Source organism: Gordonia paraffinivorans NBRC 108238 (genome assembly GCF_000344155.1).
In the GTDB taxonomy this organism is placed as follows: domain Bacteria; phylum Actinomycetota; class Actinomycetes; order Mycobacteriales; family Mycobacteriaceae; genus Gordonia; species Gordonia paraffinivorans.
The window spans coordinates 92,258-103,796 of sequence record NZ_BAOQ01000014.1; the positions used below are offsets into that span (position 1 = coordinate 92,258).

12 protein-coding genes are annotated in these 11,539 nt (G+C 69.1%); 8 read left to right on the forward strand and 4 right to left on the reverse strand.

The features are described 5' to 3' along the window. Positions 1 to 54: 54 nt before the first annotated feature. The 6 genes from GP2_RS07915 to mnhG are packed head-to-tail and all read left to right on the forward strand — an operon-like array spanning position 55 to position 6,867. Complete coding sequence (locus GP2_RS07915) at positions 55 to 3,000, forward strand: Na+/H+ antiporter subunit A (protein ID WP_006899968.1); 2,946 nt, start codon at positions 55 to 57, stop codon at positions 2,998 to 3,000. Beyond that, positions 2,997 to 3,797, forward strand: coding sequence for a Na(+)/H(+) antiporter subunit C (locus GP2_RS07920; RefSeq protein ID WP_006899969.1), 801 nt, complete (start codon positions 2,997 to 2,999; stop codon positions 3,795 to 3,797). Before GP2_RS07915 ends, GP2_RS07920 begins: the two co-directional genes overlap by 4 nt. Further along, a complete protein-coding gene (locus GP2_RS07925) occupies positions 3,794 to 5,407 on the forward strand; it encodes a Na+/H+ antiporter subunit D (protein WP_006899970.1) in 1,614 nt (537 codons plus the stop codon). The genes GP2_RS07920 and GP2_RS07925 overlap by 4 nt, the downstream gene beginning before the upstream one ends. Further along, the gene (locus GP2_RS07930; RefSeq protein ID WP_051997182.1) at positions 5,404 to 6,264 is read left to right on the forward strand and encodes a Na+/H+ antiporter subunit E; all 861 of its coding nucleotides are present in this window, start codon (positions 5,404 to 5,406) and stop codon (positions 6,262 to 6,264) included. The genes GP2_RS07925 and GP2_RS07930 overlap by 4 nt, the downstream gene beginning before the upstream one ends. Beyond that, entirely contained in the window at positions 6,261 to 6,524 is a 264-nt protein-coding gene (locus GP2_RS07935; protein WP_006899972.1) for a monovalent cation/H+ antiporter complex subunit F, read from the forward strand. Before GP2_RS07930 ends, GP2_RS07935 begins: the two co-directional genes overlap by 4 nt. A 10-nt stretch (positions 6,525 to 6,534) precedes the next feature. Continuing rightward, the gene (gene mnhG, locus GP2_RS07940; protein WP_006899973.1) at positions 6,535 to 6,867 is read left to right on the forward strand and encodes a monovalent cation/H(+) antiporter subunit G; all 333 of its coding nucleotides are present in this window, start codon (positions 6,535 to 6,537) and stop codon (positions 6,865 to 6,867) included. A gap of 63 nt (positions 6,868 to 6,930) precedes the next feature. Here mnhG and GP2_RS07945 read toward each other — a convergent pair whose 3' ends face one another. The 4 genes from GP2_RS07945 to napA all read right to left on the reverse strand — a co-directional run bounded on the left by GP2_RS07945 (position 6,931) and on the right by napA (position 9,768). After that, a complete protein-coding gene (locus GP2_RS07945) occupies positions 6,931 to 8,067 on the reverse strand; it encodes a glutamate--cysteine ligase (protein WP_006899974.1) in 1,137 nt (378 codons plus the stop codon). 32 nt (positions 8,068 to 8,099) lie between these two features. Further along, complete coding sequence (locus GP2_RS07950; protein ID WP_006899975.1) at positions 8,100 to 8,780, reverse strand: superoxide dismutase family protein; 681 nt, start codon at positions 8,778 to 8,780, stop codon at positions 8,100 to 8,102. 115 nt (positions 8,781 to 8,895) lie between these two features. Next, positions 8,896 to 9,384 carry a LytR C-terminal domain-containing protein gene (locus GP2_RS07955; RefSeq protein WP_006899976.1) on the reverse strand — a complete coding sequence of 163 codons (489 nt, stop codon included), beginning with the start codon at positions 9,382 to 9,384 and terminating at the stop codon, positions 8,896 to 8,898. Positions 9,385 to 9,429: 45 nt separating this feature from the next. Beyond that, positions 9,430 to 9,768: a nucleoid-associated protein NapA gene (gene napA / locus GP2_RS07960; RefSeq protein WP_040526613.1), complete on the reverse strand. Its 339-nt coding sequence runs from the start codon at positions 9,766 to 9,768 to the stop codon at positions 9,430 to 9,432. 266 nt (positions 9,769 to 10,034) lie between these two features. Between napA and GP2_RS07965 the strand changes: the two genes are divergently transcribed. Next, a complete protein-coding gene (locus GP2_RS07965) occupies positions 10,035 to 10,907 on the forward strand; it encodes an esterase/lipase family protein (protein ID WP_006899978.1) in 873 nt (290 codons plus the stop codon). 20 nt (positions 10,908 to 10,927) lie between these two features. Next, positions 10,928 to 11,539 (forward strand): peptide deformylase, encoded by a 612-nt coding sequence (locus GP2_RS07970; protein WP_040526630.1) that lies wholly within the window; start codon positions 10,928 to 10,930, stop codon positions 11,537 to 11,539.

Genomic DNA, 11,539 nt, shown 5'->3' on the forward strand with positions numbered 1-11,539 from the left:
GCGACGCGGGTGATCGCCCGTGACACCCCGCCGGGAGAAAGACGGAGTGCCCTTTTGACTTCTGTGTTGGCTGCGTTGGCAGTGTGTGCGCTTGTCGCGCCCGCAGTCATCCACTGGATCGGCACCCGGGGTTTCTACCTTCTGGCCCTCGCGCCCCTCGGCGCCCTCGTCTGGGTGGTCCTCAACTGGCCGGAGCACGAGCCCGACGCCGCCGTCGTGGAGACGGTGAGCTGGGTGCCGTCCCTCCAGATGGACATCGTCATCAGGTTCGACACCCTGGCAGCGATCCTCTCGGTGCTGATCCTGGGCGTCGGCGCTCTCGTCCTCTGCTACTGCGCCCACTACTTCGACGACAACCGGCCGCGCGTGGCGATGTTCGGCGGCGAGATGATCGCCTTCGCCGCCGCCATGCTCGGCCTGGTCACCAGCGACAACATGCTGGTGCTCTACGTGTTCTGGGAGCTGACGACCGTCCTGTCGTTCATGCTCGTCGGGTTCTACGGGGTGCGTGCGACGGCCCGGCGATCGGCGACGCAGGCGCTGCTGGTCACCACGTTCGGCGGCCTGGCGATGCTCGTCGGCATCATCATGCTCGGCAAACGCGCCGGCACCTACCTGCTCTCGGAGATCATCGCGTCCCCGCCGTCTGGCGTGTACGTCGAGATCGCGATCGTGCTCCTCCTGATCGGCGCACTGAGCAAGTCGGCCATCGTCCCGTTCCACTTCTGGCTGCCGGGCGCCATGGCGGCGCCCACCCCGGTCAGCGCCTACCTGCACGCCGCGGCGATGGTGAAGGCCGGCATCTACCTGATCGCGCGCCTGTCCCCGGCGTTCTCGATGACCGCCAGCTGGAAGATCACGGTGATCGGCCTGGGCGCCTTCACGATGGTGCTCGGCGGCTGGCGGTCGCTGCGCGAACTCGACCTCAAGCTCATCCTGGCCTTCGGCACGGTCTCGCAGCTCGGCTTCATGGCGGTGCTCGTCGGCATGGGCGATGCCAACGTGGCGATGGCCGGTCTCGCGATGCTGGTCGCGCACGCCATGTTCAAGGCGTCGCTGTTCATGGTCGTCGGAATCATCGACCACGCGACCGGAACCCGCGACATCCGCAAGCTCGCCCGACTCGGGCACCGGCTACCGGTGCTGGCGCTCACCGCCGCGGTGGCCGGCGCCAGCATGGCCGGGCTCCCGTTCACGTTCGGGTTCATCGGCAAGGAGACCGCGTTCGCCTCGGTCTGGGACACCGGCGCCCTCACGCCGCTCGAGGCCCACACCGTCGACATCGTCCTGCTGCTCGGCTCGGTCATCACCTGCGCCTACACGCTCCGCTTCCTTTGGGGCGCCTTCGGCCGCAAGGTCCGGCACACCCCGTCCCCGGCCGTCGCGAAGATGCACCCGCCGACCTGGGCGTTCTACCTCTCGCCGGTGGTGCTCGCGATCGCCGGCGTGGCGTCGGGCCTGGTCCCCGGCCCCATCGGCGACCTCTTCGAGCCCTACGCCGAGACCCTCGACGCCTACGGGCACGAGATAGAGCACCTCGCGCTGTGGCACGGCTTCGGGCTGCCGGTGGTGTTCTCGATCATCGTGGTCGTCGGCGGCGCGATCCTGTTCATCGTCATCCGCCGGCTGCGCGACCTGATCTTCCGCTACCGCCCGCTGCTCAACGCGGACCGGATCTACGACGCGGCACTGCGCTCGGCCGACACGATGTCGCTGCTGCTGACCCGCAACACCCAGCGCGGATCGCTGCCGGTCACCCAGGGCGTCATCCTCTGCACCGCGATCCTGTTCCCGACGATCGTGCTGTTCGTCGGGGCACGCGACCGCCTGCAGATCGACAACTCCGCGACGGCGCCGCAGATCGTCATCGGCGGCATCATGATCGCCGCGTCGCTGGCCGCGGTCATCCTGCGCAACCGCCTGGCCGCGACCCTGGTCGTCGGCGTCACCGGCTACGGGTGCGCGATGATGTTCGCCCTCTACGGGGCACCCGACCTCGCGCTCACCCAGTTCCTGGTGGAGACGCTCACCCTCGTGATCTTCGTGCTGGTGCTGCGCAAGCTGCCCGCCGAACCGGAGAAGCGCCACGCGACCGGCTTCAAGCCGTTGCGCGCGCTCATCGGCATCGCCTTCGGCGCCGCCCTGGTGCTCATCGGCCTGTTCGCCGCATCCGCCCGCTCGACCGAGCCGCTCCAGGTCGACCTGCCGGCGGCCGCCTACGAGTACGGCCACGGCAAGAACGCGGTGAACGTCCTGCTGGTCGACATCCGCGCCTGGGACACGATCGGCGAGGTGTCCGTGCTGATCGCCGCCGCGACGGGCGTCGCCTCGATGGTGTTCCGCAACCGGCGCTTCGGCGCGGCTCCCCGCGTCGCCGACGCGATCCGCCTGCAGGCCGGCGACGGAGACGACGATGACGACGATCCGATCCCACCGGACCGCACCACCTGGCTGCTCGGTTCCGGCCTACGCGATCCGCGCCACCGGTCGATGGTCCTCGAGGCGACGACCCGCCTGCTGTTCCCGACCATGGTCGTGCTGTCGGTCTACTTCTTCTACGCCGGCCACAACGCGCCGGGCGGCGGCTTCGCCGGCGGTCTCGTCATGGGCCTGGCACTCGTCCTGCGCTACCTCGCCGGTGGCCGTTACGAGCTGGGCGAGGCCCTGCCGATCGAGCCCGGCCGCATCCTGGGTGCGGGCCTGGCGATCTCGGCGACGACGGCGGTCACCTCCCTGTTCCTGGGTGCGCCCGCGCTGTCGTCGGCGGTCTTCGAGATCACCGTCCCGGTTCTCGGGGACATCAAGTTCGTCACCGCGCTCTTCTTCGACCTGGGCATCTACCTGATCGTCATCGGCCTGGTCCTCGACGTGCTGCGCAGCCTCGGCGCCCGCCTCGACACCGAGACGACCCCGGCGGCCGGCGCCCTGCGTTCGGTCGCCGCCCAGATCGGTTCCGGCGGGGCGTCCGCCGTCGGCGGGAAGGACCGGGTGGCCCGATGAGCACCGATCTCCCGCTCCTGCTCGTCGTCGGAGGCATGGCCGCCTGCGGCGTCTACCTGCTGATGGAACGCAGCCTGGTCCGGATGCTGTTCGGCCTGCTGCTGTGCGGCAACGCGCTGAACCTGATGATCGTGGTGCTCTCCGGCGGAATGGGCAATCCGCCGATCCTCGGCCAGACCTCGGAGAGCCGGCCCGGCGACGCCGACCCGCTCGCACAGGCGATGGTCCTCACCGCGATCGTCATCACGATGGGTGTCGCGGCCTTCGTCCTGTCCCTCGTCTACCGCCTGTTCGTGATCAACCGCGACGACGACGACGTCGAGGACGACGTCGAGGACGTCAAGATCAAGACCGGTTCACTGGACACCGCGCCCGACCGTGACCGCAGCGACGACCCGGTGACCCTGTCGGACACGCCGATCGGCGACTTCTTCGACGACGAGGGCAATCCCCTCACCCCCGAGGAGGCGGCCGAACGCCACCGCCGGCTGCACGAGACGGACATCATGCCCGACTCGATCAGCGACGTCATCGACGAGATCGGCTCCGACGAGGACGACGATCCCGACGACCCGACCACGGGTACCGGGCTGGTGGACGATCCCGATCTCGTCGGCGAGAAGATCCCCGAGGACGAATCCGACGAGGCGAAGGTCATCGGCGCCGACGGCGAGCCGATCCCGGACGACGCGGCGGCCGACGACCAGGCCACCGACGGCTCCGACGAAACCGATCCCGAAGAAGCCGGTGACGACCGCACTGACGACGACCACGACACCCAGGGAGGCGGCCGATGATCCCGCAGCCCTCCTGGATCCCGGTCCTCATCGCGTTGCCGACCCTGGTGCCGATGCTCGGCGCCGCGTTCTCGCTGCTGATGGGCCGCAGCCCGCAGGTCCAGCGGGTGGTGACGATCGGCGCCATCTCGGTGGCGCTCATCGCGTCCTGCATGCTGCTGTACCTCACCGACCAGCACGGCACCTTCGCCGTGGCGATCGGTGGCTGGGGCGACAAGGGATACCCGAACGGGCCGCTGGGCATCACGCTCGTCGTCGACCAGCTCGCCGCGCTGATGCTGGTGGTGTCCACGATCGTCCTGCTCTGCGTCGTCGTGTACGCGATCGGCCAGGGTATCCGCGACGGCACGGCGCAGCAGCCGACGTCGATCTTCCTGCCGACGTATCTGATCCTGACCGCCGGCGTGTGCAACGCCTTCCTCGCCGGCGACCTGTTCAACCTGTACGTCTCGTTCGAGGTCCTGCTGACAGCGAGCTTCGTGCTGCTGACGCTGGGCGCCAGCGCCGAGCGCGTGCGCGCCGGTGCGTCGTACGTGATGGTGTCGATGGTGTCGTCGCTGATCTTCCTGGCCGGCATCGCCTTCGCCTACGCCACCACCGGCACCCTCAACCTCGCCGAGATGGCGGTGCGCCTCGACGACGTGTCCGACGGCACCCGCAACGCGCTCTATGCCGTGCTCCTGGTCGCGTTCGGCATCAAGGCGGCGGTGTTCCCGCTGTCGACGTGGCTGCCCGACTCGTACCCGACCGCGCCCGCGCCGGTCACCGCGGTGTTCGCCGGCCTGCTGACCAAGGTCGGCGTGTACGCGATCGTCCGGGCGCACACCCTGCTGTTCCCCGGCGGCTCGATGGACGCGGTGCTGATGATCGCCGGCCTGTTGACGATGCTGGTGGGCATCTTCGGCGCGATCGCCCAGTCCGACATCAAGCGCCTGCTGTCGTTCACGCTGGTCAGCCACATCGGCTACATGATCTTCGGCATCGCCCTCTCCTCCGAGTTGGGCATGTCCGCGGCGATCTACTACGTGGCCCACCACATCCTCGTGCAGACCACGTTGTTCCTGGTGGTCGGCCTCATCGAACGCCAGGCCGGGTCGGCGTCGCTGCGACGCCTCGGCGGTCTGATCGCGAGCCCGGTGCTGGCCGTGCTGTTCCTCATCCCCGCCCTCAACCTGGGCGGCATCCCGCCGTTCTCCGGCTTCATCGGCAAGGTCGCCCTGCTCGAGGCCGGTGCCCAGAACGGCTCGGTGCTCGCATGGATCCTGGTCGCCGGCTCGGTCGTCACCAGCCTGCTGACCCTGTACGTGGTGGCCCGCATCTGGACCAAGGGCTTCTGGCGTCCGCGCGCCGACGCGCCGGAGGGCGAGATGGCCGACCAGGGTCCGTCGGCGCTCATCGACGAGCGCGACGACGGCGCCTACTCCGATCGTGAGGACGTCGGCCGCATGCCGATCGCGATGGTGCTGCCCACCTTCGCGATGGTGATCGCGGGTCTGGTGCTGACGCTGTGGGCGGGACCGATCTTCGACTTCACCGACAGCGCCGCGACCGACGTCGTGCACCGCGGCGTCTACGTCGACGCCGTCCTGGGTGGAGGTGAGTCGCGATGACGCTCGGACCGACGCCGCCGGGGACCGACCGGCCGGATCAATCCCGGCGTCGCGCACCCGTCGTGTCCACCAAAGGGCCGGTGCTGTCGCTGATCATCAACACCTGGCGGGTGTCCTTCCTCTTCGTCGTGTGGCATCTGACCAGCGCCCTGGTGTGGTTGCGCAATCACGTCCGGCTCCCGAAGTGGCTGGGCGGCGACGGCCGTGAGATCGCGGTCCGCCTGTGGACGATCGCGTGGCTGGCCTTCGTCTGGGTCCTGCTGTGGGGTTCGTTGTCGTGGGCCAACGTCATCGGCGGTGTGGTCCTGGCGGTCGCGATCCTCACCCTGCTGCCGCTTCCGCGCGTGCCGGTCGAGGGACGTATCCACCCGTTGTCGGTCGCGCAGTTGGCCATTCGGCTGATCACCGCCTTCTTCATCTCGAGCGTGCAGATCGCCTGGGCCGCGATCCGGCCCGGCCGCCCGCCGCTGGGCGCGGTGATCCGGGTGCGCGTCGCGATCAAGTCCGACATGGTGCTCACCCTGGCCGTCGACTACCTCAACCTGGTGCCGGGCACGATGGTCCTCGAGATCGACCACCGTCGGCGGATGCTCTACATCCACGTCTTCGACGTGCGGACGGAGAAGAAGGTGCGGGCCTTCTACGATCAGATCGCCTACGTCGAGCGCATGTTCATCAAGGCGTTCGAGCGCGACAGCGAATGGCATCCGAGCCCGTACCACGGCATCGACGAGGATTTCCACTACGTCCGCCCCATCCAGCCGGTGCCCGGTGCCGAACCCACGCCGGAGTCGACCGGGGCTGCGCGGGCGGACGATTCGGGACAGTCGGAGACGGCGGAACGGAAGGAATCATGAGCATCGTGTTCTCGATCGCGGCGGCGATGCTGATGATCGCCGCGGTCCTGACGATGGCCACGGCACTCCGCGGGCCGTCGACGCTGGACCGTCTGGTCGCGCTCGACGTCCTGATCGCGCTGTGCATGTGCGGGCTCGGGGTGTGGACGGCCTTCAGCCTCGACTCCACGGTGGTCCCGTCGATCGTGGCGCTCGCCCTGCTCAGCTTCGTCGGGTCGGTGTCCATCGCCCGCTTCCGCGTCCGGGACGATCAGAAGTGACGGGTATCCGATGATCGGCGACATCATCAGCGCGACGCTGATCCTCGTGGGGTGCACGCTGGCGCTCACCGCGTCCATCGGCCTGCTCCGCTTCCCCGACACCCTCAGCCGGATGCACGCGGCGACCAAGCCGCAGACGTTCGGACTGCTGATGATCCTCCTCGGCGCCGTGGTGCGCCTCGGTCGCAACCTCGACAGCGGGATGCTCATCCTCGCCGGACTGTTCGCGCTGATCACCGCGCCCGTGGTGGCGCACCGGATCGGCCGGCTCGCATATCAGGAGCAGCGCGCCCGCGACGGCCTCATGGACAGGCGCGACATGGACGCTCCCGACCGGGACTGAGCCCGAGAGGCCCCGGAGCCCGGGCGGAGACACCCCCGGGCGGATGTCACGGCGGTGTGCGGGTCAGGAGTTCGCCGGCACGTCGAGTTCCGCGACGACCGACGCGACGACGTCGCGCATCGAGTGCGTCTCGCGGTAGACCTTGCACTGGCGCTGGTAGCTCGCACCGCCGGTGATGATGTTCTCGATGCCGGCCAGTTCGTCGACGCAGTCGAGGTCACGCGCGACCGGCTGCAGCTGCTCGAGCAGGCGGTGCAGATCGTCGGTGACGAGTTCCTCGCGGCAGTTGCCGTCGAGGATGACGATGGCGTCGAGCCCGTACCGTGCCGCCCGCCACTTGTTCTCCTGGACCAGCCAGGGCGCCATGGTCGGGAGGGTCTCGCCCGCGGTGAACCGGCGGTCGAGGTCGACGACGAGGCAGTGGATGAGGGCGACGATCGACTGCAGCTCGGCGACGTTGGTCATGCCGTCGCAGACCCGGACCTCGATGGTGCCCAGGTGGGGCGACGGCCGGATGTCCCAACGGATCTCGTTGAGGTGGTCGATGATCCCGGTGGTCTTCTGGTCGGCGACGAACCCCTCGAACTCCTCCCAGGTCCGGAACTGGAAGGGCAGGCCCGCCGTGGGGAGCTGCTGGAACATCATCGCCCGGTTGCTGGCGTAGCCGGTGTCCTGGCCCGCCCACATGGGCGACGACGCCGACAACGCCAGCAGGTGCGGGTAGTAGTTCAGCAGCGAGTCGAGGATCGGCAGCACCTTGTCGCGGTGGCTGATGCCGACGTGGACGTGGACGCCCCAGATGAGCATCTGGCGTCCCCACCACTGGGTGCGCTCGATGAGTTCGGCGTACCGGTGCCCCTCGGTGAGGAGCTGGGTCGAGTACTCGGCGAACGGATGGGTCCCGGCGCCGTAGAGGTCGACGCCGAGTTCCTCGGTGAGCACGCGGACGACCCCGAGGGTGTCGGTCAGGTCCGCGACGGCCTCACCCGTGGTCCGGCAGACGCCGGTCACGAGCTCGACCGTGTTGCGCAGCAGTTCCTTGTGGATCTTCCCGGCGCGTTCGGGATGCCTCTCGGCGACGGCGGCGAAGAGTGCCGCCGCGGAGTTCGACAGATCGCCGGTGACCTTGTCGGTCAGCGCGAATTCCCATTCGACCCCCAGCGTCGGGGCCGGCGATCCGTCGAACTCGATCGGAGTCATGAGCGGCTGCGATCGGTGTCCGACCGCGTCTCCTAGTCCTGCTCTTCGATCACACCGCAGGCGATGCGCGCACCGGCGTCACCGGTCTTGAGGGTGTCTTCCTTCGGGCCGCCCGGGTACTTGTCGGCCGGGATGTTGCCGAAGTTGTCCGGCTTCTCGTGGATGATGATCGACTTGCCGAAGATCTGCTCCAGGGTCACCGAGTCGGTGGTGGTGACGGTGCGGCCGGTGTGGTCCTCGAGGATGTTGATCGAGACCAGGTCGCCGCTGGAGGGATGGCCGGTGTTGCCGCCGACCTGCAGGTGTCCGCCGGCCGAGGTGAAGGCCTGGGATCCGCCGGAGCCCGCGTCGCAGGTGCCGTTCTCGTGGATGTGCATGCCGTGGAAGCCTGCCGGCAGGTCACCCTCGGTGATGCGGACGCTGACGGTGACGGGCTCGTCGCTCTCGGTCGGTGCGGTGAAGGTGGCCTCGCCGACGACGTTGCCCGAGGTGTCCTTGATCTCGGCGGTGGCGATCTGACCGGTGGGCTCGCTGTCGACGTCGTCGACAGCGCCCGGGGGCAGCGGCTTGTCGGAGACCACCGGCGGGGTCGTGCCCGGCACATCCGTCGGGTTCTGGTCGGGGCTGCAACCGGCCAGGGCCAGCCCGATGAGTCCCGCGGAAGCCAGCGCGGCGAGACCGCGCGACGCAGCGAGTTTCGAACGTCCGGACATGTCACTCCTTGTTCACTGTTGCTTGTCACCGGGCTGGGCCGGCGTCTGCGCGGACGGGGCGCACCGCGCGGGTTCGATTGTGGGATCGCCTAGAACATTAGACCTGTCACGTTGTTCAGGATCCGCTGACCGCGGTCACCATGATCACGGGCACGCCGTTCCTGCACTGACCGAAGGACGACGGCCGTTCCTCGATCGAGACCGAACCGCCCAGATCCTGCGCGATCTTCTCGGCCTGGGCCTTGTCGGCGTCGGTCTCGTAGAAGATTGTGTTCTCGCTGAAGCCGCCGCCGGTGTAGTTGGCGGGCCGGGCCATCGTGTAGCCCTTGTCCCGCAGCAGGTCCGTGACGTCGCCGGCCAGGCCGGTCACCTGGCCCGCGTTGATCACGCACACCCGCTTGGTCCCGGCCGCGACGCTGGTCGACGTCGGGGTCGACGACTCGGTGGTGGTGGGGGCCGTCACGGTGGTCTCGGCGGCCTTCGAGCCGTCGCCCGAGGTGGCCGCGGAATGCCAGCCGAGTCCGATGAAGACGACGGCCACGGCGAAGAGCAGCATCGCACCGGCGCGCAACGGCAGGCGATTGGGCTCACGGTCTGCGTTCATCACCGACGACCTTAACTCACCTGCACCGACCGATCCGGGTCGCGTCTAGGTGATCTCGAAGCCGAGACGACGGGCGGCGCGGGCCTTCTGGCGCGAGGCGCGCAGACGACGGAGCCGCTTGACGAGCATCGGATCGGCGGCGAGGGCCTCCGGCCGGTCGACGAGGGCGTTGAGCACCTGGTAGTACCGGGTGGCCGACAGCCCGAACAGCTCCTTGATGGCTTCTTCCTTGGCGCCGGCGTACTTCCACCACTGACGCTCGAAGGCCAGGATGTCCCGCTCCCGGCGCGTCAGGCCGTCGTCCCCGACCTCGTGGGGGTCCAGCTGCACTTCGGGTGTGGGTTGATCGTCCTGACTCTGGCTACGCGCAGCTGCGCCGTCCATCTCACTCCCTCGCCGATAAAACTCGTAGACCCACACGCCTCGCCGATCTGCACCTTCTCCTGCCGACCGCCCCCGACGGAAACGACTCCGGCGCGGAAGAAAGCGCGCCGACGACGAATCACAGCGGTGTGGTTCGCTGACAATCTAACCACGCACACACGCCCGGAACGCGGTGTGACGCGCGACGTGCCGACACCACTGCCGACCCACCCCTGTTAGCCTCAGCTCACTTGTTCTGGATGGCGAATCGGACCGGGGGGTCACCGATGCTCTCAGCACTCTCTCGAATTGTCCTGCCTCGACGCGTCCTGTCTCGCGGTGTCGTGTCGCGCGCTGTTCTCGCCGCTGTCGCCGGCGCGGGTGCCGCCGCGCTCTGCCTGTCGGCCGCACCGGGCGCGACCGCTGCGCCCGCCGCGGCGAAGGGGGTGGTCGTGATCGTCCCCGGCCAGCAGCTCTACGCCGACGCCGCAGCGAACGAACAGACCTTCCGCCCACTCGCCGACGGCATCCGCGCGGCCGGCTACCGGGTGGTGTTCGCGCACGCGGGCGGTCGTGACGTCGCCGCCGACGCGCAGCTGGTGAAGAAGGTCGTCGACGCCGAGGCCGCGGGTGCCGACCGGGTCGGCATCGTCGCCCACAGCGCAGGCGGCCTGGGCACCCGGCACTACCTGAAGTTCCTCGGCGGGTCGGAGTGGGTCGACGAGTACGTCGCGATCGGCACCGCCCAGTACGGATCGGCCGGCGGCTGCTCCCAGCCCCGCGACGGCGGATACGACACCTGCATGTACGCCGACGCGATCAAGAAGCTCAACGCAGGCCCGGACGCGCCCGGCCCGACCCGCTACTCGGTGGTGCAGAGTGACGGCGAGTGGTCCGACGGCCGGCTCGACGGCATTCCGCAGTGCCGCGCGTACTCGCCGGTGCCCCTGGCCAACACCGGCTTCGACCACGCCATCGAGATGCGCGACCCGACGATCATCCGCAATGTGGTCACCTCGCTGCGCGGCGGATGCGCGGGCCGGGTCGTGACCGAGCCGGTGGACAGCATCGACTGGAAGTCCACCCTGTTCCCCGGCGTCGTCGGCGCCGCCGGTGACGCGCTCCGCGACGCGATACCCGCCGTCGTTCCGGAGCGCTGAGCAGCAGTAGGGTGATCGGCATGGCGATTCTCCCGATCTGCATCGTGGGCGAGCCGGTGCTCCACCAGCCCACCTCCCCGATCCCGCTCGACGCGGACGGACGTCCGTCCGAGGAGATCATCCAGCTCCTCGACGACATGTACGAGACCATGGACGCCGCGCACGGCGTCGGACTCGCCGCGAACCAGGTGGGCAAGGGCCTGCGCATGTTCGTCTACGACTGCCCGGAGGGCGACCGGTCGGGCAGGCGGCGGCGCGGCGAGGTCATCAACCCCGTCCTCGAGACGTCGGAGATCCCCGAGACCATGCCCGACCCGGAGAACGACGACGAGGGCTGCCTCTCGGTGCCCGGGATGCAGTTCCCGACCGGCCGCGCCGACTGGGCGCGGGTCACCGGCGTGGACCGCACCGGCGCCGAGGTCGTCATCGAGGGCCACGGGTTCTTCGCCCGCATGCTGCAGCACGAGGTCGGCCACCTCGACGGCTTGCTGTACGTCGACGTGCTGATCGGGCGCAATGCGCGCGCCGCCAAGAAGGCGATCAAGCGCGCCAAGTGGGGCGTGCCCGGTCTCACCTGGCTCCCGGGTTCGGTCACCGATCCCTTCGGCCACGACGACGAAGACGAGGACTGA

Coding starts and splice junctions, on each gene's coding strand:
- GP2_RS07965 (WP_006899978.1), top strand. CDS start 10,035: ATGCTCTCAGCACTCTCTCGAATTGTCCTGCCTCGACGCGTCCTGTCT.
- GP2_RS07930 (WP_051997182.1), top strand. CDS start 5,404: ATGACGCTCGGACCGACGCCGCCGGGGACCGACCGGCCGGATCAATCC.
- GP2_RS07955 (WP_006899976.1), bottom strand. CDS start 9,384: ATGAACGCAGACCGTGAGCCCAATCGCCTGCCGTTGCGCGCCGGTGCG.
- napA (WP_040526613.1), bottom strand. CDS start 9,768: ATGGACGGCGCAGCTGCGCGTAGCCAGAGTCAGGACGATCAACCCACA.
- GP2_RS07970 (WP_040526630.1), top strand. CDS start 10,928: ATGGCGATTCTCCCGATCTGCATCGTGGGCGAGCCGGTGCTCCACCAG.
- GP2_RS07950 (WP_006899975.1), bottom strand. CDS start 8,780: ATGTCCGGACGTTCGAAACTCGCTGCGTCGCGCGGTCTCGCCGCGCTG.
- GP2_RS07925 (WP_006899970.1), top strand. CDS start 3,794: ATGATCCCGCAGCCCTCCTGGATCCCGGTCCTCATCGCGTTGCCGACC.
- GP2_RS07920 (WP_006899969.1), top strand. CDS start 2,997: ATGAGCACCGATCTCCCGCTCCTGCTCGTCGTCGGAGGCATGGCCGCC.
- GP2_RS07935 (WP_006899972.1), top strand. CDS start 6,261: ATGAGCATCGTGTTCTCGATCGCGGCGGCGATGCTGATGATCGCCGCG.
- GP2_RS07945 (WP_006899974.1), bottom strand. CDS start 8,067: ATGACTCCGATCGAGTTCGACGGATCGCCGGCCCCGACGCTGGGGGTC.
- mnhG (WP_006899973.1), top strand. CDS start 6,535: ATGATCGGCGACATCATCAGCGCGACGCTGATCCTCGTGGGGTGCACG.